The sequence below is a fragment of the Acidobacteriota bacterium genome (genome assembly GCA_026707545.1).
Classification (GTDB): Bacteria; Acidobacteriota; Thermoanaerobaculia; order Multivoradales; family Multivoraceae; genus Multivorans.
This window is the reverse complement of sequence record JAPOWR010000006.1, coordinates 46,066-63,913: the sequence shown is the minus strand read 5'-3', so window position 1 is coordinate 63,913 and position 17,848 is coordinate 46,066. Positions and strand designations below refer to the sequence as shown.

The window sequence follows — 17,848 nt, the reverse complement described above, 5'->3', positions numbered from 1 at the left end:
CGGGATGCCGTTCCCGGCGCAGACTGCTACACTGCGCTGCTGCTTCGACGGCGCCACGGAAGAGCTTCGGCACCGGGTGAGCCGGTCGACGAACAACACGGGAAAACCGAAACATGGTGAAGATAAGACTCCGGCGCATGGGTTCGCGCCATCGACCCTTCTACCGCGTCGTCGTGTCCGACAGCCGCAAGGTGCCGTCGTCGCGGGTGATCGAGGAGCTCGGGCACTACGACCCGCGCAAGGACCCGGCGGTGATCCGCCTGAAGACGCATCGCATCGACCACTGGGTCTCGCGCGGGGCGCAGGTGACGGACACCGTTCGGGGTCTGGTACGCCGGGCGGCTGCCGCGGCGGAATCCTAGGGCGTGTCGGAGGTCGCCGAGCAGCTCGCCGGCGTCGTCCGGTCGATCGTCGATCAGCCCGAGGCGGTCCGGGTCGATGAGATCGAGGAGGAAGACGCGATCGTCCTGCAGATCGAGGTCGCGCCGGAGGAACTCGGGCGGGTGATCGGTCGCCAGGGACGGAGCGTCAGGTCCCTGCGCGCGCTGCTCGAGGTGCGCGGGGCCGAGACCGGCGAGTACTACGAAATAGAGATCGTCGAACCGGCCTGACGGTGGAGCCGGCGCCGATCCAGGGCGTGAGGGTCGGAGGTGAGGATGGAACAGTCGCCGCGGTCGACTCGTCGCGACGAGCCGGAAATGGTTGCCGTTGGCTCGGTGCTGCGGGCCCACGGGCTGCGCGGCGAAGTGCTGGTCCTGCCCGACAGCGAGAACCCGGCCCGCTTCCGGAGCGGTTCTGAGCTCTTCGTGCGGGACGGGGGCCGCCTGCGGCGGCTGGAGGTCGAGTCGAGTCGGTCGCATCGAGGCCGGGAACTGGTCCAGTTCGTGGACGTGCGGGACCGCGATGGGGCGGAGGGGCTCCGCGGCGCGCTGCTCGAGGCTCCCGAGGAGAGTGTGCCGGCGGCGGAAGAGGGCACGTTCTACTACTTCCAGCTCGTCGGCTGCCGGGTCGTCGACAGGGCGCTGGGCGATCTGGGCGAGGTCACGGAGGTCGTCGAGGACGGCGGCGGCGTGCTGCTCTCGGTGACGCGACCGCCCGGTGGTGACGGCGGCCGCGAGGTACTGATCCCGTTCGCCCACCGGTTGCTGCCGGAGATCAACGTCGAGGAGCGCCTGATACGGAGCGACCTGCCGCCGGGTCTCCTGGAAGCATGCGGATCGACGTCATAACGATCCTGCCGGAGATCTTTCGGGAGTTCCTGGAGGCGAGCCTGATCGGTCGGGCTCGGGAGGCGGGCCTGCTCGAGGTGCGCCTGCACGACCTGCGCGACTACACCGACGATCCCCACCGAAGCGTCGATGACGAGCCCTACGGCGGCGGCGGCGGGATGGTGATGACGGCGCCGCCCTGGCTCAAGGCGGTGCGGGCGGTTGCCGGGGGTGATTCCGGCGCCCGCCGCATCCTGCTTTCGCCACAGGGAGAGCGCCTGGACGATGCGAAGGCCCAGAGTCTGGCCGGCGAGAAACGGCTGGTGCTCCTGTGCGGCCGCTACGAGGCGGTCGACGAGCGGGTGCGGACGCTGGTCGTCGACTCGGAACTGTCGGTCGGCGACTATGTGCTGTCGGGAGGGGAGGTGCCGGCGATGGTCGTCATCGAGGCGGTGTCGCGCCAGATCCCCGGCGTCGTTGGGCGGCATTCGTCGGTGGTGAACGAGAGCTTCCGCTCCGGCCTCCTCGACTATCCGCACTACACCCGCCCGGCGGTGGTGGAGGGCATCGAGGTGCCGGAGGTGCTGCGATCGGGCGACCACCGGCGCATCGACCGATGGCGGCGCGAGCAGGCGCTCGAGGCGACGCGGCGGAAGCGGCCGGACCTCCTGGGTGGGCAGGCCGCCGCGCCGGTGGTTGCGCCCGGGAGGCCGAACAGGCGATAATCCGCGTCCTACCGCTTCGCGGTGCCTGGGCTGGACGCCACGTCGTCCGGTTCGCACGAGGGGCGCGAAGCAGTTTCCGCCGGTAACACAGCCGCTGACAATGAAGCCGCAGGGTCTGAACTTGCGGCCCAGGTACAGGTGACACGCAATGCACGATCTACAGCAGGTGGAGCAGGAGTACGTGCAGCAGGGCCTGCCCGAGTTCCGGGCAGGTGACACGGTCAAGGTTCACGTCCGGGTCAGAGAGGGCGCCAAGGAGCGAATCCAGATCTTCCAGGGCGTGGTGATCGCCCGCCGCGGCAGCGGCACGCGGGAGACCTTCACCGTGCGGAAGGTCTCTGGCGGCATCGGGGTCGAGCGGATCTTTCCGCTTCATTCGCCGGTGATCGGCCGGATCGAGGTCGTCCGCCGGGGCAAGGTGCGCCGCGCCAAGCTCTACTATCTCCGGAAGCTGCGCGGCCGGGCCGCCCGCATCGAGGAGTTGCGCAAGCGCTGACCGTCGCCGGCCTGCTCGTCGAGGCATACCGCCTGCGCCTGATGCGCGGGTTCGAGCGGCAGTTGGCCACGGCGGGCTACGGACTCGTCGCCGGCGTCGACGAGGCGGGTCGAGGTTGTCTCGCGGGACCGGTCGTCGCCGCGGCGGTGGTCGTCTCGCCGGACTGCCTGATTCCCGGCGTTGACGACAGCAAGCGGCTGTCCGCTTCGCGGCGGCGACGACTGGCCGAGGTGATCAAGCAGCGGGCGGCGGCGTGGTCGGTTGCGATCGGCGACGCCGCGTTGATCGACCGGATCAACGTGCTCGAGGCGACCCGGTGGGCGATGCGGACGGCGTTGGTGTCGCTCGAGGTTCGTCCCGCCGTCGCCGTCGTCGATGCGGTGCGGCTCGACGCGGTGAACGTTCGCGGCGCCGAAGTGCCGACGCTGCCGCTGGTGCGGGCCGACTCGCTCAGCTTCGCCGTCGCCTGCGCTTCGATCATCGCCAAGACGGACCGGGACCGGCTGATGACTGCGTACGACCGCGAGTATCCGGGCTTCGGGTTCGCCAGCCACAAGGGCTATGCCTCAAAGCATCACCGCGCCGCGCTCAGGGAGCTCGGTCCGACGCCACTTCACCGTCTCACGTTCCGGTCGGTGCTGCCCAGCCGGGAGTAGGATCTCGGCATGCGCCGGAACCTCCTGCTGTTCGCGATCATGGCTGCCATCGTCGGCGTCGCGGCTGTGGTTCTGTGGCTGGCGCCGAGGGCCCAGCAGGCGAGAGCGCCGAAGATGGTCCGGGCCTGGGTCGGCGTGGAAGTCGGTGAGGAGGGCACCGCAAGGACGGGCACGGTCGAACTCGCCGCCGGCCAGGACTTCCGGCTGCACGCGGTGGTCGAAGCGGAGCGCGGCGGCGGAGACGGTGACGGAGAACGGGTGTACTACAGCCCGACTCCGCGCGTTCTGATCGACGGCGCGCAGTTCGACGCTCTTCCCGTCGAGGACCTCGATGTTCTGGGCCGCGTCAGGCTGCTCTGGTTCAGCGTCGAGAACGGCGTGCCCGTACGCGAATTCGAGAGCGGCGCCGAACTGGAGAGATTCCGCTACGAGCAGTTCTTCCGTGACGAGTGGGGCAGCAGTTGGTCGCTGGACGGCACGCTTGAGGCCTACTTCGACAGTTGGCTGGAGGACGACAGTCCCGACATCGAGCGGAACTTCGGAACCCTCAGGTACCAGGTGTGGGTCGAGACGGCTCTGGACGAGGACGCCCTGGTGCCGGATCAGAGAGTGAAATCGGCGGCGCTTCCCGAGGCGACCCGGGTCGAGGCGCGCCTGCCCGGCGCACTCCGTTCGCCGTCGGCGGTCTTCGGCCTGCCGGGCATCGTGCGGGGCGGGGGCGAGTGGGATGCGGCGGCACTCGGGCGCCTGCAGCAACTCCACGACGACCGGCTCGCCTTCAGCCGGTTGACCCTGCTGCGCGAAGTGCTCGATGCCGGCGGGGTGGGCTGGGACGAGCTGAACTGGGTCCTCCTGGCCCTGGACGGCAGCGCGGGCTGGCGTGCCCAGGGGGAGGGGTCGCCAGCGCCGGGCGATCTGGTTCGGGTCGCGGATCGCTGGGTGGTTCTGTTGCGCGACGAAGTCGGACAGGGTGAACCTGGAATGCTGGACGGCGCGGACCTGTGCATGGACTTCGATTCCGGCGCCGCCGTGCGCCGGCTGGACCAGGTGTTCCTGCTCGGAGAGGAGGATGTGGGGGACGTACTGGTGGCGTCGCCCAGGCCGGCGGCCTGAACGCCCCTGGCTAGGACCCCGCGCCGACGGGTTCGCCGACCGAGTCGCGGATCGCCTCTTCCAGGCGGCGGCCGCGCAGGAGTTCGCTGAACACGTGGGGCTCCTGGTTCGGTCGGTACAGCGCGTAGAACGGAATGCCGTAGCGTCCGAAGCTCGCCAGGTAGCGGGCGATGTCGTCGTTCCGGTTGGTCCAGTCGGCCTTCATCGCGACCACCTGGTAGCGCTCGAAGAGTTCGGCCGTCTCGTCGGTCTCGAGCACGAGCCGCTCGTTCACCTTGCAGGTCGCGCACCAGTCCGCGGTGACGTCGACGAAGACCAGCCGGCCCTCGGCGGCGAGCGTCTCGGCCTGGACCGGGTCCCACGGCACCCAGTCCAGGACCTGCACTCCGCTTGCGGCGCCGGGGCCGCGGGACTGGGCGGTCGCTCCGTTCGCGAGCAGCAGCACCAGGACGGCCGCCGTGACCGCCCCGGCGCGACCGAAGACGCGCAGGGCCGTCATCTGGCTGCGGCTCTGCAGCCAGATGAAGAGGGCCAGGGTGAGCAGGCCGATCTCCAGAAAGGCGAGCCGGGCGCTGTCCATCTGGGCCGCGAGCACGTAGAGCAGCCAGATCGTCGTGCCGGCGATCAGAAAGCCCATGACGCCTCGCAGCGTCACCATCCACTCACCGGGCCGTGGCAGCAGCCGCGTGGCTCGGGGCATGGCGGCCAGCAGCAGGTAAGGAATGGCGAGGCCGATGCCGACCGCGGTGAACACGAAGACGATCGTGGTCGCGGGCTGGCTCAGCGCGAAGCCGACCGCGGTGCCCAGGAAGGGCGCCGAGCAGGGCGTGGCCATCAGGGTGGCGAACACGCCGGAGAAGAAGTGCCCGGAGTAGCCCCCGCCGCCGCCGGCCCGGTGGTTGGCGGCGTGCGCGGAGTGCGAGTGCGAGTGTTCGTCATGCGCCGAGTGGGTGTGGCCGCCCAGCCGGTTGGCGAGTGCGTGCGGCAGATTGATCTCGAACAGGCCCCAGACGTTCAGGCTGAACAGGGTGAGCACCAGGGCCAGGAAGGTCACGAACACGGGGTTCTGGAACTGGATGCCCCATCCCACCGCCTGCCCGGCCGAGCGGGCGAGGAGCGTTGCGCCGGCCAGCGCCCAGAACGAGACCAGGATGCCCAGGGTCGTCATCAGCGCGCCGCCCACGATCTCCCGGCGGGGCCTTCCCGACGCCTGAGCGAACCCGAAGAGCTTGAGCGAGACGATCGGCAGCACGCAGGGCATGCCGTTCAGGATCAGGCCGCCCAGCAGTGCCGGAATCAGGGCTGCGAACAGCCCGAGACCACCGCCGGAGCCGCCGCCGGGCGCGGCCGACGCGGCTTCGAAGGCTGGATGGCCCGTTGGCTCGCCGGTGGCTCCGATCTCGAGCGAAACGGTTGCCTCGGTCGTGATGGGCGGCAGACACTGGATGTCGTCACAGGCCTGGTAGAGAAGCTCGGCCGACACGTCGACGACACCGGCTGTCGCGTCCGTGGGCAGATCGAATCCCGCGTGGATCACCGCCTCGTGCTCGTAGACCGCGAGCAGATCCTCCGAGAACCCGAACTGCCACATGATGTGGTCGGGATAGCGGACATCCGGCCGCGGCCAGTCGGCGGGCAGCTCGAAGGCGATCTCGGTGGCGATCAGGTAGTCGAAAGTCGGTGTGTGGCTCTGGATGTGCCAGCCGTCTTCGATGTTGATCACCGCGGCGATGCGAACCGAGTCTCCGGGAGCGTAGGAGGTGCGGTCGGCGAACGCCTCGAGCGAAGCCATTTGCGGCGTCCTGAACTGACCTCCGGCCGCCGTTGCCAGGCACAGAAGCGCGGCGACAGTGGCCGCCGCTCCGGCTCCCAATCTGCTGTTACGATCCTGATTCATGCCTTCCGGTGAGCGCGAGTCGGCGACGATGGCTGTCTCCCGGCGGGTGGCCGAGCTGCGCCGCGAGGGGGTCGAAGTCTTCGACCTGGGAGCCGGAGAGCCCGACTTCCCCTCGCCGGAGACAGCCGTAAGGGCTGCGAGGCGGGCCCTGGATGAGGGCCGGACGAAGTATACGGTGCTGGAAGGCACGCCCGAGCTGAGAGCGGGGCTGGCGGCCCGGTACGGCAAGGAGGGAGCGCCCTGGAGCGCGGCCAACGTGCTGGTCACGGTGGGCGCCAAGGCGGCGCTGTACGAGCTGGCCCAGGCGTTTCTGTCGCCCGGTGACGAAGTCGTGGTGCCGACGCCGGCCTGGGTCAGCATTCCGGCCCAGGTGCGGCTCGCGGGCGCTACGGTCGTCACGGTTCCGATGGCTGCCGCGGACGGCTTCGCGATTCGGGCGCAGCCTCTGATCGATGCGATGTCGGAGCGAACGCGGGCCGTGGTCATCAACTCGCCGTGCAACCCCACCGGTGCGGTCGCCGGGGTCCTGGACCTGGAGCGCGTCGCCCGCGCCTGTGCCGAGCGCGGCGCCCTGCTGATCTCGGACGAGACCTACGAGCGGTTCATCTACGACGGCCAGCGGTACGCCAGCGTCGCGTCGCTGGCGGCCCGGTACCCGGAGACGGTCGTTCTGGTGGGTTCGTTCTCGAAGACCTACGCGATGACCGGCTGGCGGCTCGGCTACCTGCTTGGCGCCCCTTCGGTGATTGCCGCGGCTGCCGCCGTGCAGAGCCACGTGACCTCGAACGCGACCTCATTCGCGATGGCCGGCGCCGAGGCGGTCCTGGAGCAGGAGCCGCCCGAGGCGGCTGCCCTGGTGGCGGCGTGCGCGCGGCGCCGCGCGCGCGGTTTGGCCGAGCTGGACCGGAGTCCGGGAGTCGTCTGCCCGCCGCCGGCCGGCGCCTTCTACGCGGTCCCGGACGTGAGCGCCTGGTTCGATGAGCGCTGTCCCGACTCGGCGGCGTTCTGTCGCCGCCTGCTGGACGAGGCCGGCGTGGCCACGACGCCCGGTTCGGCGTTCGGATGCGAAGGCCATATCCGCCTCTCCTATGCCTGCAGCGACCGGATGCTGACGACTGGGCTGGAGCGGATGGCGGAGCTGCTGGGCGCGAGAAGGAGGCGGGCGGGATGAGACCGTTGGTCGGCAGGCTCGCCTTCCCCATGCTGAACCTGTTCGGGATCCGCGTGCGGGTCCACTTCACCTTCATCCTGCTCCTGGTCTGGATGGCGGTGTTGGCGCCGAACCTGGAGAGCAACGCCGTGCTGCTCGGCCTGGTTGTCGTGGGGTTGCTGGCGAGCGTGGTCCTGCACGAGCTGGGCCACGCCCTGACCGCTCGACGGTACGGGATCGAGACCCGCGAGATCGTGCTGACACCGATCGGAGGCGTGGCTCGCCTGGACGGCTATCCGCAGGGCCTGGCCGAGTTGGCGATCGCGGCTGCCGGCCCGCTGGTGAACCTGGCCCTCGCGGTGGTGCTCTTCTTTGGCCTGCTGGTGGCCGGGCTGCCGCCCTGGGGCGCCGGCGCCGTCGTCGATCTGCATTCCGCGCTGCAGTGGCTGCTGTTCGGCAACCTGTGTCTGTTTGCGCTCAATCTGCTGCCCGCGTTTCCCCTCGACGGCGGCCGCATCCTGCGCTCGGCCCTGTCCTTCCTCCTGGGTCAGGAGCGGGCGACGAAGATCGCGACCCGGCTGGGGTTGGCGCTGGCGGCAGTGCTCGGGTTGGCCGCTCTCGTGCCGTGGGTGCTTGGGCTGATGTTCAACATGCTGCTTCTCCTGACCGCCTTCTTCGTGCTCCTGGGGGCGACCCGCGAGTCCTCGCTGGTCAAGACGCTGCAGGCCCTCGAGGGCCGGCGGGCGGGGGAGGCGATGATGACCCGCTGCGAACGGCTGGCGCCGCAGGACACGATCGAGTGGGCGGTGCGGCTGCTGCTTTCCACCACGCAGCGGCAGTTTCCGGTCGTCGATGGCTGGGGACGAGTAGCAGGCGAAGTGGACCGCGATCGCCTGCTCGAACTCGTGGCCCGATGCCCGGGCGACACGCCCCTGCTCGAACTGATGAACCGCGAACCGCTCACCGTGACCGAGGACTGCGACCTGCTGGAAGTGTTGCGGCAGTTGCAGAGTTCGGCGCGCGCTCTCTGGGTGGTCCGTGACCACGAGCTACGCGGAATGCTCACCGCGGACGGCCTGTCCCAGTTCGTCGAAGTGTGCAACCGACTCAGGCACCGTGACACCGGCGCGGTGGGGTCCTGAACTGCTAAGCTGAAGGTTCCACTCGACCAGATGGGGTGAGGCGCGTGAGCGACGACGCAAAGGGATCGGGACTCTCTCGCCGGTCGTTTCTGCGGGGCGGCGCCGCGGGGGCCCTGGCGGCGAGCCTGCTGCCGGAAGACGCGGCCGCTGCCGTCGCGGCGAACGACGCGGAGGGTGTTCCGACCGTCGGCCCGGGCGCGGTCGAGATCGAACTCGAGGTGAACGGCGCCCTCCGCCGGCTCGAAGTGGAGCCCCGGGTCACGCTGCTCGACGGACTGCGCGACCGCCTCGATGTGACGGGTCCGAAGAGAGTCTGCGATCGCGGCACCTGCGGTGCCTGCACGGTACTCGAGGACGGCCGTCCGGTCTACGCGTGCTGCCGCCTGATGATCGAGTCCGCGGGGCGGAGCATCACGACCGTCGAGGGACTGGGCTCACCGGACGCGATGCACGAGGTGCAGCAGGCCTTCGTGGACCACGATGCGCAGCAGTGCGGCTACTGCACGCCCGGCTTCGTGGTCGCCACCGCGGCGCTTCTGGCGCGCAGTCCGGCGCCGACGGAGCAGGACATCGAAGCCGGCCTGGGGGGCAACTTCTGTCGCTGCGGAACCTACAAGGGCATCCGCGCCGTGGTTGGTGGTCCGGGCGAACCGGGAGGCGACAGCGTTGGCTGACTACTCCTGGCCCGAGGCCGATCGGAGGGGCCAGATCGGCCACCGGCCGGCGCGCCTGGACGGTCCGGTCAAGTCGACCGGGTTCGCCAGGTACCCGTCCGACCAGAATCCGCCGGGTCTTTTGGCCGCGAAGATCCTGACCTGTCCGCACGCTCACGCCCGCATCCTGGGCATTGACACCTCGGCGGCGGAGGCGCTGCCCGGCGTGCGCGTCGTCCACGTGATCCAGGGGGAGGGTTCCGAGATCCAGTGGGCCGGCGACGAGGTGGCCGCGGTCGCCGCGGAGACCGAGGACGTGGCTCGCGACGCTGTGCGGGCGATCCAGGTCGAGTACGAGGTGTTGCCCCACTTCGTGACGGAGGAACATCGTGATCGGGCGCCGGCTGCGCAGCCGGGTTCCGAGCGAACAGCCGGCGACCCGGACGCGGCCTTCGCCTCGGCCCACCGCATCGTCGAGCAGACGCTTGGGATGCCTCAGATGGCCCACATGTGCCTCGAACCGCACGGCCAGGTCGCGGCATGGGACGGCGACGAACTCGAGGTCCACGCCTCGACCCAGGCGGTCTCCACCCTGGGTGGCCAGTTCGCCTCCGAACTCGGCATCCCGGCGACGCAGGTGCGGATCCGAACCGAGTACATGGGCGGTGGCTTCGGTTCCAAGTTCTCGCCCGACCGCTGGGGGATCGTCGGCGCCGAGTTGGCGCGCAAGGCCGGCGCGCCGGTGAAGCTGTTCCTGGACCGGGACCAGGAGGTGTCGGTCGCGGGCAGCCGGCCTTCGGCCTTTGCGCGCATTCGGGTGGCGGCGGACGAGCAGGGCAAGCTCGTGGCCTGGGACTCGGACTCCTGGGGTTCGGGCGGTTTGCCCGGCACGGGCCAGACGCCGCTGCCGTACGTCTTCAGCAGGCTGCCGAACCGGCGCCTGCGCCACACGTCGGTGCCGACCAATCTGGCCGGATCGCGGGCCTGGCGGGCGCCCAACCACCCGCAGGCCTGCTTCCTGACGATGGCCAGCCTGGACGACCTGGCCAACGAACTGGATCTGGACCCGATCGATTTCCTCGACCGAAACCTGGATCTGACGGGACGGGCCGACGTGTACCGGGAGGAGCTTGGCATCGCCGCCGAGATGGCGGGCTGGAAGGAGCGCTGGCAGCCCCGGAAGCGATCCAGGGACGGCGCTCTCCAGCGAGGCCTGGGCGTTTCGATCCACACATGGGGCGGACGTGGTCACTCGAGCAATTGCGATGTGACCGTCCATCCGGATGGTGCGGTCGAGGTCCGGATCGGGTCCCAGGACATTGGCACCGGGACGCGCACCGTCGTTGCCCAAGTGCTGGCGGAGACCTTCGGCCTGGAACTCCACCAGGTACGCGTATCGCTTGGCGATAACCGGTTCCCGCAGTCGGGTCCGTCGGGCGGCAGTTCGACCGTTGGCGGTGTATCCGCCTCGACCCGGCGCGCGGCGCAGGACGCCTTGCGTGAGGTTCTGGCGCGGGTCGCGCCCCGTCTCGAGGCGGAACCTGAGGAGTTGAAGGCGGCGGGAGGCCGCGTGTTCGTGGAGGGCGAACCCTCGCGCGGCATGTCCTGGCCCGAAGCGGCGGCGCAGATCGGCGGTGCGCCGGTCAGCGCGCGGGGGCGCAATCCAGGCCCCGGACGATTGATCTCGAGCGGGGTCGGCGGGGTCCAGATCGCTGAGGTAGAGGTCGACATGGACACCGGCGTGGTCCGGGTGGAACGGATGATCGCGGTCCAGGACTGCGGCCTGATCATCAATCGTCGTCTGGCGGAGAGTCAGGTCTACGGCGGTCTGATCATGGGGGTCGGCTACGCGTTGTTCGAGGAGTGGATTCCGGATCCGGTAACCGGTCGGCTGCTGAACGCCGACATGGAGTTCTACAAGCTGGCGGGCCTCTTGGACGTTGGATCGCTCGAAGTCCACATGATGACCGGCCCCGCGTACGACGAGCGGGGCGTGATCGGCCTGGGCGAGCCGCCGGTGATCTCGCCGGGCGCCGCGATCAGCAATGCGGTGGCGAATGCGATCGGGGTTCGTGTGCCCTACCTGCCGCTGACGCCCGACCGGGTGCTGGACGCACTCGCAGGCGACGGAGGGGCGGCCTGATGCGACCCTTCAGCTACGCTGCGCCGACGACGATCGAACAGGCGGTCAGTTTGCTGGAGGTCGAGGGCAGCGAGGTCCTCGCGGGCGGAACGGACCTCCTGAGCCTGCTCAAGGACGATGTCGAACGGGTCGAGCGGCTCGTTTCGTTGCGCGGTGTGGAGGGCCTCTCCGGTATCGACGTCTCTGGGGGCCAGCTCCGGATCGGAGCGATGACGACGTTGCAGGAGCTGCGGGATCATGATGGAGCGACCGAGGCCGTGCCGGCCCTCGTGACCGCGATCGACGGCGTGGCCAGCGCTCAATTGCGAGCGATGGGCACCGTAGGCGGCGATCTCCTACAGCGCCCGCGCTGCTGGTACTACCGCCGCGGCTACGGTCTGCTCGCCCTGGGACAGGATGGCGGGTCGATGGTCACGGAAGGCGACAACCGCTACCACGCGATCTTCCCGGACGGCCATGCGCGTTTCGTCAGCCCCTCCAGTCTCGCGCCGCTCCTGGTTGCGCTCGGGGCCGAGGCAACGGTCAGGGGGCCGGACGGCGAGCGGCGCGTGCCGGTCGAGGCGCTCTACCGGGCGCCGCAGGTCGAGGGCGAGCGCGAGAACACACTCGGACGCGGCGAGCTTTTGGTCGAGATAACGGCCGCGGTCGGCGGCGTCCGCACCGCGGTGTACGAAGTCCGGCAGCGCCGGTCGCTGGACTGGCCGCTGATGACGGCCGCCGTGTCGCTGACCGGAGTGGCGCCGCGGGTGGACCAGGCACGGATCGTCCTGGGCCACGCCGCTCCGATCCCCTATCTCGCCGTCGCCGCTGGCGAGGTGGCGGCGGGCGGCGAACTGACGCCGGCACGGATCGAAGAGGCGGCAGAGAAGGCCGCCTCCGGTGCGCGGCCGATGAGCGGCAATCGATACAAGGTGCAGCTCGCCCGGACGGCCACCAGACGGGCGCTTGGGCTCGCCGCCGGCATGGAGGCTTGACGTCATGGCTGACCGACTGGCTGCGAACAACGCCCCGCTACTGTGCCGAAGGCTGCGCTGGAAGACGATGTTCATGGCCCTTGCCCCGTCGGAGCCTGGGGCGGATATCGATCCGCAGCACGAGATCGACGACGGATTCGTCTGGTGCACGCACAGCATGAACTGTCTGGGACCCGACGGCGTTGTAGCGTCGAAGGAACATTGCCGGGAGGGCCGGGGCTGCTTCGAGCGCTACGGCCAAGCCCAAGGAGAGTGGTCGACATGAGACTTGCCGAGATGCATCGCCTTGCTGCTGCCCTGCCGGCCGTAATCTTCATCCTGCTGCCCGCCGCGGCGCTGGGTGCCGGGGTCCAGGTCTCGGGGACCTACGTCGAAGCGCGGACCGCCGACGTTTACACCGGACCGTGTTTCGCCAACTCGGAGGTCGGGCTGGTCGGCAAGGAAGCGATCATGGCGTGGCGGATCGAAGAAGGCGGCTGGGATGGCGTCGATCTCTCCGGCCTTTCCGTGCTCGCCGTCGTGCGCTCCGAAGCCACCCTCGGCGATCCCTACGCCGAACGTCTCGGCGCCGAGTCGGTCCTGGTCGTGGATGCCGGTGCCAACCCGACACAGCGCCGCGCGCTCGAGGGGTTCGCGCGCGGCATGGGCGGCGAGTTGCTGGCGGACGTGGCCGTGTCCCTGACCGCCGAAGTCGAGTTCGACGTACGGGCGAACGGGGCGGCCGCTGTTCACGCCGGCGAGCTTGCAGCGTTGCGCACCCGGCCCCTCGATCACCGGGACCACCTGTGCGGGAACGAGACGGTCTTCTATCCGCCTCTGGCGCCCACTGAAGGTGCGGAGCCAGGCGTCGCGCTGGAGCACAGCTGGCAGGGAGAAGGTCTCGGCACGACCTGGAAGAGCCCCGGCAAACGCAGCTCCTTCGTGGGTCGGTTCAGTCGCTGAGCCAGCCCTCGGTACTGCGCCCTCTGTTGGGCGGATCGAAGCAGTCGCCCCGGCGGCCACTCTGATGATCATCAACAAGCGACAGATCGGCGATTCCAGCCTTCTGGCGGTCGAGGGCGTGATCAAACTCGGCCAGAGCGCGCGCTTTCTGGCCGACGCGTTGAAGCGCAGTCTTGCCGAGGGCGCTGGTCACGTTCTACTCGACCTCTCGGATGTGAACTACATGGACTCGACCGGGATCGGGGAGCTCGTCGGCTATCTGGTGCGCCTCCGCGCCGAGGAACGCAAGCTGATCCTCATTCGGCCCTCCGAGCGGATCGTCCAGTTGCTCACCGTTGCCGGCGTGGCCTCTCTTTTTCCGATCCACGACTCCGTGGCCGAGGCCCTGGCTGCGGAAGATCGAACGGTTCGGGCAGCAGGTCCTGGAGCGTGAAGCGACTCCACTTCGTCGCCTCGTGGTCGCCCGCCGTGACCGAGACGACTGGCAGGTCGCAGGTGAACTCGGCCAGTGCGTCGCGGCATTGCCCGCACGGTGCACATGGCGGCGTCGCGGTGGCGGCGATGGCGAGGGCCCGGAAGGAAGTCCGGCCGTCGGCGACCGCCGCCGAGAGCGCGCCACGCTCGGCGCAAAGGGTCAGGCCGAGGACGCGGTTCTCCACGTTGCAGCCGTTGTAGATGCGGCCGTCCTCGGCCAGGAGCGCGGCGCCCACCCTGAAACCGCTGTAGGGAGCGTAGGCCCGTTCCCGGCAACGGAGCGCGGCATCGACGAGAGCCTCCCAGTCGATGCCTTCCCAGGTCGCGGCGTGAGCCGGAATCGGTGGGTGGAAGAGGGGTTGCCCGCTCATGGCCTGAGACCATAACAGCGGGCGGCGCCGACAGGCGCCGGGGAGGGCGGGAAACGTGATACCCTGCGCCGCGCTTTGGCTCTGAGAGGTCAGGAAGTCGGCTGGCTGGATGGCGTTCTGGTTGTGCCGGAGCAACCGATCGTCCCCTTCATCGAGGGCGACGGGATCGGCCCCGACATCTGGCGCGCCGCCAAGGCAGTGATCGACGCCGCGGTCGAGAAGGCCTACTCGGGTGCGCGTTCCATCGCCTGGCTCGAGATCCTGGCCGGCGAGAAGGCCCTGGAGCAGACCGGGGAATGGCTGCCGTCAGCGACCGTCGACGCGATCCGGCACTACCGGGTCGCGATCAAGGGGCCGCTGACGACGCCAGTCGGCGGCGGTATTCGCAGCCTGAACGTAGCGCTCCGGCAGCTCCTCGATCTGTACGCGTGCGTGCGCCCGGTGCGCTACTTCGACGGTGTGCCGTCGCCGGTCCGCGAGCCGGAGAAGGTCGACATGGTCCTGTTTCGCGAGAACACCGAGGACGTGTACGCGGGTCACGAGTGGCAGGAGGGGACGGCGGAGACTGCGGCCCTGATCGACTTCATCCGGAGGGAGCTGGGCCGGGACATTCGCGGCGACTCCGGCGTCGGCATCAAGCCGGTCTCGGTGACCGGGAGCAAGCGGCTGGTCAGAAAGGCGATCGACTACGCCCGGGCCCAGGGACGAGAGAGCGTCACCCTGGTGCACAAGGGCAACATCATGAAGTTCACCGAGGGCGCCTTCAAGGAGTGGGGCTACGAACTCGCGGCCGACGAGTACGGGGACTGCACGGTGAGCGAGGACGACCTCTGGTCGAAACACGATGGCCGGCTGCCGAATGGACGGATCCTGATCAAGGACCGCATTTCCGACGCCATGTTCCAGCAGGTGCTGCTGCGGGCCGACGAGTACGACGTGATCGCGACGACCAACCTGAACGGGGACTATCTGTCGGACGCTCTGGCCGCGCAGGTCGGCGGGCTCGGGATGGCGCCGGGCGCCAACGAGGGCGACGGCGTTGCCCTGTTCGAGGCCACGCACGGCACGGCGCCGAAGTACGCCGGCCAGGACAAGGTGAACCCCTGCTCGGTCATCCTGTCGGGCGTGATGATGCTGAACTGGTTGGGTTGGCAGGAGGCCGGCAGGTCGATCGAGAACGCGATCAGCCGCGCGATCAGGCAAAAGCGCGTGACCTACGACCTGGAGCGTCAGATGGAGGGGGCAACGCTGCTCAAGACCTCCGAGTTCGGCCAGGCGATCGTCGAAAACCTCGACTGAGGCACGGCGCGTCGTGAAGATCCACGAGTTCCAGGCCAAGGAGATCCTGCGCCGATTCGGCGCCAGGGTGCCGCAGGGGAAGGTGATCGAACATCCGGGGCAGGCTGCCGAGATCTGTCGGGACTTCGGCGGCCGCTCGGTGGTCAAGGCCCAGATTCATGCCGGCGGCCGTGGCAAGGGCGGCGGGGTCAAGCTGGCCGCCAGTCCGGAGGAGGCGGAGCGGCTTGCGGGCGAGATCCTGGGCATGCAGCTCACGACGCACCAGACCGGTCCCGAGGGCCAACAGGTGCGGAAGGTCCTGATCGAAGAGGCGCTCGATATCGAGCTGGAACTCTATCTGGGCGTGACCCTGGACCGCGCCGCGGCATGTCCGGTGCTGATGGCATCGCGTTCCGGCGGCATGGACATCGAGGAAGTGGCGCGGACGGAACCCGATGCGATCCTTCGCGAGCTGATCGACCCGCAGCTCGGCGTCCTGCCGTTCCAGTGCCGGAGAATCGCGTCCGGCCTGGGATTCTCGGGCGGCACCGCCCGCCAGATTCAGGCGGCGGTCGCGAGCGTGGTGGCCGCGTACTTGGAGACGGACGCGTCGCTGGTCGAGATCAACCCGCTGATGGTCGACTCGCAGGGCGACGTCTACACGCTGGACGCGAAGATGAACTTCGACGACAACGCGATGTTCAGGAGGCCGGAGATCGCCGGGCTGCGCGACGTCCACGAGGAGAATCCGCTCGAGGTCGAGGCCTCGGGGCACGGCATCAGCTACATCAAGCTCGACGGCAGCATCGGCTGCATGGTCAATGGCGCGGGTCTGGCGATGGCGACCATGGACATCATCAAGTTGTACGGCTCCGAGCCGGCGAACTTCCTCGATGTCGGCGGCTCGGCCTCGCAGGAAGCGGTCGAGAGCGCCTTCCGGATCATCCTCTCGGATGAGGCGGTAAAGGCGGTGCTGATCAACATCTTCGGCGGCATCGCGCGGACCGACCGCATTGCCCGCGGCGTGGTCGCGGCGATCGAGGAACTCGCTGCCTCGGGGTCGCCCGTCGGCGTGCCGGTCATCGTGCGGCTCGAGGGGACGAACGTCGAGGAAGGGCGCGAAGTGCTCGAGCGGGCGGACTTCGACTTCATCGTCGCCGGGAGCATGGGCGACGCCGCCCAACGCGCGGTCGAGGCTCTGGGAGCCTAGGACTGAGACGATGTCGATCCTGGTTGGCAGGGACACGCGCCTGATTGTGCAGGGCATCACCGGCAAGGAGGGCCTGTTCCACGCGATCGGCTGTCGCGACTACGGCACCGAGGTCGCGGGGGGTGTGACTCCGGGCAAGGGGGGCAGCACGGTGGAGGGTTTCCCGGTGTGGGACTCGGTCGTGCAGGCGCACCGGGCAACGGACTGCAATGCGAGTCTCATCTTCGTGCCGCCACCGTTCGCTGCCGACGCGATCATGGAGGCGGCCGACGCCGGCGTCGAGTTGATCGTCTGCATCACGGAGGGCATCCCGGTTGCCGACATGGTGCGGGTGAAGACCTTCCTCGCCGGCCGTAACAGCCGCCTGCTGGGTCCGAACTGCCCGGGCCTGATCACACCGGGCCAGGCGAAGGTCGGCATCATGCCGGGCCACATTCACGCGCCGGGGAACGTCGGCGTGATCAGCCGCAGCGGTACGCTGACCTACGAGGCGGTGTGGCAGCTGACGAACGAAGGTCTGGGCCAGACGACGTGCGTCGGCATCGGCGGCGATCCGGTAGCCGGCACCAGCTTCATCGACGTGCTGGCGCTGTTCGCGGAGGACGAGGAGACGGAGGCGATCGTGCTGATCGGCGAGATCGGCGGCACGGCCGAAGAGGAGGCGGCGGACTGGATCCGCGAGCACCTGGACATCCCGGTGGTCGGCTTCATCGCCGGCGCCACGGCGCCGCCGGGGCGGCGAATGGGTCACGCCGGCGCGATCGTGGCCGGCGGCAAGGGGACGGCGGCGGAGAAGAAGGCGGCGCTGGCCGCCGCCGGCGTGCTGGTGGTCGATTCGCCCGCCGAGATGGGAGCTCGAACGGCCGCGGCGCTGGCCTCGTAGCGGTCGCCGGCTGAGGGAGATCGGTCAAGGATGGAAGAGACGCTGACGATCATCAAGCCGGACGCGGTCCGGGCGGGGAACGCGGGCAGGATCATCGCCCATCTCGAGGACGCGGGATTCGTGATTCAGGCGATCCGGCGGGTGCGGCTCTCGCGGGCGCAGGCGGAGGCCTTCTACGCGGTGCATCGGGAACGACCGTTCTTCGCGCACCTGGTCGACTTCATGACCAGCGGTCCGGCGATAGCGCTCGCGCTTGCACGGGAGAACGCCGTCGCCCACCTCCGGGACACGATGGGCGCCACCGACTCCGCCCAGGCGGCCCCGGGCACGATCAGGAACCTCTACGGCAGGGACATCCAGAACAACGCGATCCACGGCAGCGATTCGCCGGAGAACGCCAGCGCGGAGCGGGCCTTCTTCTTTGCCGGCTGCGATCTGGTCGGCTGAGTCGCGCGCGGACTCAGACGCCGGTCCGGGTTGATAGTGTCCGCCCCGGTTCTTCCCTGACGACACGGCAGAACGGATCTCGAGCA

The 17,848-nt window shown here is 69.3% G+C and carries 21 protein-coding genes; 18 read left to right on the top strand and 3 right to left on the bottom strand.

Annotated elements, in window-relative coordinates; all coding sequences use genetic code 11:
* Positions 1–113 precede the first annotated feature (113 nt).
* The 7 genes from rpsP (at position 114) to OXG83_17710 (ending at position 4,198) form a co-directional block, all read left to right on the top strand.
* The gene (gene rpsP / locus OXG83_17740) at positions 114–362 is read left to right on the top strand and encodes a 30S ribosomal protein S16 (GenBank protein ID MCY3966857.1); all 249 of its coding nucleotides are present in this window, start codon (positions 114–116) and stop codon (positions 360–362) included.
* Positions 363–365: 3 nt separating this feature from the next.
* On the top strand, positions 366–611 hold the full coding sequence (locus tag OXG83_17735) for a KH domain-containing protein (protein ID MCY3966856.1): 246 nt from the start codon (positions 366–368) through the stop codon (positions 609–611).
* A 45-nt stretch (positions 612–656) separates the two neighbouring features.
* Positions 657–1,229 (top strand): ribosome maturation factor RimM, encoded by a 573-nt coding sequence (gene rimM / locus OXG83_17730; protein MCY3966855.1) that lies wholly within the window; start codon positions 657–659, stop codon positions 1,227–1,229.
* Complete coding sequence (gene trmD / locus OXG83_17725; protein ID MCY3966854.1) at positions 1,211–1,933, top strand: tRNA (guanosine(37)-N1)-methyltransferase TrmD; 723 nt, start codon at positions 1,211–1,213, stop codon at positions 1,931–1,933. Before rimM ends, trmD begins: the two co-directional genes overlap by 19 nt.
* Before the next feature lie 148 nt (positions 1,934–2,081).
* Positions 2,082–2,429: a 50S ribosomal protein L19 gene (gene rplS, locus OXG83_17720; protein MCY3966853.1), complete on the top strand. Its 348-nt coding sequence runs from the start codon at positions 2,082–2,084 to the stop codon at positions 2,427–2,429.
* 41 nt (positions 2,430–2,470) lie between these two features.
* The gene (locus tag OXG83_17715; protein ID MCY3966852.1) at positions 2,471–3,085 is read left to right on the top strand and encodes a ribonuclease HII; all 615 of its coding nucleotides are present in this window, start codon (positions 2,471–2,473) and stop codon (positions 3,083–3,085) included.
* Positions 3,086–3,094: 9 nt separating this feature from the next.
* Positions 3,095–4,198, top strand: coding sequence for a hypothetical protein (locus OXG83_17710; GenBank protein MCY3966851.1), 1,104 nt, complete (start codon positions 3,095–3,097; stop codon positions 4,196–4,198).
* A 10-nt stretch (positions 4,199–4,208) separates the two neighbouring features.
* On the opposite strand, the gene OXG83_17705 is transcribed toward OXG83_17710, so the two are convergent.
* Positions 4,209–5,990: a thioredoxin family protein gene (locus OXG83_17705; protein MCY3966850.1), complete on the bottom strand. Its 1,782-nt coding sequence runs from the start codon at positions 5,988–5,990 to the stop codon at positions 4,209–4,211.
* A 133-nt stretch (positions 5,991–6,123) separates the two neighbouring features.
* On the opposite strand from OXG83_17705, the gene OXG83_17700 reads away from it, so the two are divergent.
* Genes OXG83_17700 through OXG83_17670 form a run of 7 tightly spaced genes read left to right on the top strand, consistent with a single transcriptional unit; the run spans position 6,124 to position 13,099 of the window.
* Positions 6,124–7,266 carry a pyridoxal phosphate-dependent aminotransferase gene (locus OXG83_17700; GenBank protein ID MCY3966849.1) on the top strand — a complete coding sequence of 381 codons (1,143 nt, stop codon included), beginning with the start codon at positions 6,124–6,126 and terminating at the stop codon, positions 7,264–7,266.
* Entirely contained in the window at positions 7,263–8,387 is a 1,125-nt protein-coding gene (locus OXG83_17695) for a site-2 protease family protein (protein MCY3966848.1), read from the top strand. The genes OXG83_17700 and OXG83_17695 overlap by 4 nt, the downstream gene beginning before the upstream one ends.
* Before the next feature lie 44 nt (positions 8,388–8,431).
* A complete protein-coding gene (locus tag OXG83_17690) occupies positions 8,432–9,061 on the top strand; it encodes a (2Fe-2S)-binding protein (GenBank protein ID MCY3966847.1) in 630 nt (209 codons plus the stop codon).
* Complete coding sequence (locus tag OXG83_17685; protein MCY3966846.1) at positions 9,054–11,183, top strand: xanthine dehydrogenase family protein molybdopterin-binding subunit; 2,130 nt, start codon at positions 9,054–9,056, stop codon at positions 11,181–11,183. Before OXG83_17690 ends, OXG83_17685 begins: the two co-directional genes overlap by 8 nt.
* Complete coding sequence (locus tag OXG83_17680; GenBank protein MCY3966845.1) at positions 11,183–12,157, top strand: FAD binding domain-containing protein; 975 nt, start codon at positions 11,183–11,185, stop codon at positions 12,155–12,157. The genes OXG83_17685 and OXG83_17680 overlap by 1 nt, the downstream gene beginning before the upstream one ends.
* Positions 12,158–12,161: 4 nt before the next feature.
* Positions 12,162–12,422 (top strand): hypothetical protein, encoded by a 261-nt coding sequence (locus OXG83_17675; GenBank protein MCY3966844.1) that lies wholly within the window; start codon positions 12,162–12,164, stop codon positions 12,420–12,422.
* Entirely contained in the window at positions 12,419–13,099 is a 681-nt protein-coding gene (locus OXG83_17670; protein MCY3966843.1) for a DUF1326 domain-containing protein, read from the top strand. The genes OXG83_17675 and OXG83_17670 overlap by 4 nt, the downstream gene beginning before the upstream one ends.
* On the opposite strand, the gene OXG83_17665 is transcribed toward OXG83_17670, so the two are convergent.
* Both OXG83_17665 and OXG83_17660 read right to left on the bottom strand, forming a co-directional pair.
* The gene (locus OXG83_17665) at positions 13,089–13,292 is read right to left on the bottom strand and encodes a hypothetical protein (protein MCY3966842.1); all 204 of its coding nucleotides are present in this window, start codon (positions 13,290–13,292) and stop codon (positions 13,089–13,091) included. The two genes, OXG83_17670 and OXG83_17665, sit on opposite strands and share 11 nt — an antisense overlap.
* A 136-nt stretch (positions 13,293–13,428) precedes the next feature.
* A complete protein-coding gene (locus tag OXG83_17660; GenBank protein ID MCY3966841.1) occupies positions 13,429–13,944 on the bottom strand; it encodes a cytidine deaminase in 516 nt (171 codons plus the stop codon).
* A 75-nt stretch (positions 13,945–14,019) separates the two neighbouring features.
* Here OXG83_17660 and icd point away from each other — a divergent pair, with 75 nt between their 5' ends.
* Genes icd through ndk form a run of 4 tightly spaced genes read left to right on the top strand, consistent with a single transcriptional unit; the run spans position 14,020 to position 17,762 of the window.
* Positions 14,020–15,243 carry an isocitrate dehydrogenase (NADP(+)) gene (gene icd / locus OXG83_17655; protein MCY3966840.1) on the top strand — a complete coding sequence of 408 codons (1,224 nt, stop codon included), beginning with the start codon at positions 14,020–14,022 and terminating at the stop codon, positions 15,241–15,243.
* A gap of 13 nt (positions 15,244–15,256) precedes the next feature.
* The gene (gene sucC, locus OXG83_17650; GenBank protein ID MCY3966839.1) at positions 15,257–16,432 is read left to right on the top strand and encodes an ADP-forming succinate--CoA ligase subunit beta; all 1,176 of its coding nucleotides are present in this window, start codon (positions 15,257–15,259) and stop codon (positions 16,430–16,432) included.
* Positions 16,433–16,442: 10 nt separating this feature from the next.
* Positions 16,443–17,315, top strand: a complete 873-nt coding sequence (gene sucD / locus OXG83_17645; protein MCY3966838.1) for a succinate--CoA ligase subunit alpha — start codon at positions 16,443–16,445, stop codon at positions 17,313–17,315.
* A gap of 30 nt (positions 17,316–17,345) precedes the next feature.
* A complete protein-coding gene (gene ndk / locus OXG83_17640) occupies positions 17,346–17,762 on the top strand; it encodes a nucleoside-diphosphate kinase (GenBank protein ID MCY3966837.1) in 417 nt (138 codons plus the stop codon).
* Positions 17,763–17,848 lie beyond the last annotated feature (86 nt).

What these genes read in the sequence shown, in the direction of transcription:
- OXG83_17715 (MCY3966852.1), top strand. Translation starts at nt 2,471, where the DNA reads ATGCGCGGGTTCGAGCGGCAGTTGGCCACGGCGGGCTACGGACTCGTC.
- trmD (MCY3966854.1), top strand. Translation starts at nt 1,211, where the DNA reads ATGCGGATCGACGTCATAACGATCCTGCCGGAGATCTTTCGGGAGTTC.
- rpsP (MCY3966857.1), top strand. Translation starts at nt 114, where the DNA reads ATGGTGAAGATAAGACTCCGGCGCATGGGTTCGCGCCATCGACCCTTC.
- OXG83_17695 (MCY3966848.1), top strand. Translation starts at nt 7,263, where the DNA reads ATGAGACCGTTGGTCGGCAGGCTCGCCTTCCCCATGCTGAACCTGTTC.
- sucD (MCY3966838.1), top strand. Translation starts at nt 16,443, where the DNA reads ATGTCGATCCTGGTTGGCAGGGACACGCGCCTGATTGTGCAGGGCATC.
- OXG83_17680 (MCY3966845.1), top strand. Translation starts at nt 11,183, where the DNA reads ATGCGACCCTTCAGCTACGCTGCGCCGACGACGATCGAACAGGCGGTC.
- rplS (MCY3966853.1), top strand. Translation starts at nt 2,082, where the DNA reads ATGCACGATCTACAGCAGGTGGAGCAGGAGTACGTGCAGCAGGGCCTG.
- rimM (MCY3966855.1), top strand. Translation starts at nt 657, where the DNA reads ATGGAACAGTCGCCGCGGTCGACTCGTCGCGACGAGCCGGAAATGGTT.
- OXG83_17670 (MCY3966843.1), top strand. Translation starts at nt 12,419, where the DNA reads ATGAGACTTGCCGAGATGCATCGCCTTGCTGCTGCCCTGCCGGCCGTA.
- OXG83_17710 (MCY3966851.1), top strand. Translation starts at nt 3,095, where the DNA reads ATGCGCCGGAACCTCCTGCTGTTCGCGATCATGGCTGCCATCGTCGGC.
- OXG83_17705 (MCY3966850.1), bottom strand. Translation starts at nt 5,990, where the DNA reads ATGGCTTCGCTCGAGGCGTTCGCCGACCGCACCTCCTACGCTCCCGGA.
- OXG83_17660 (MCY3966841.1), bottom strand. Translation starts at nt 13,944, where the DNA reads ATGAGCGGGCAACCCCTCTTCCACCCACCGATTCCGGCTCACGCCGCG.
- OXG83_17700 (MCY3966849.1), top strand. Translation starts at nt 6,124, where the DNA reads ATGGCTGTCTCCCGGCGGGTGGCCGAGCTGCGCCGCGAGGGGGTCGAA.
- ndk (MCY3966837.1), top strand. Translation starts at nt 17,346, where the DNA reads ATGGAAGAGACGCTGACGATCATCAAGCCGGACGCGGTCCGGGCGGGG.
- OXG83_17675 (MCY3966844.1), top strand. Translation starts at nt 12,162, where the DNA reads ATGGCTGACCGACTGGCTGCGAACAACGCCCCGCTACTGTGCCGAAGG.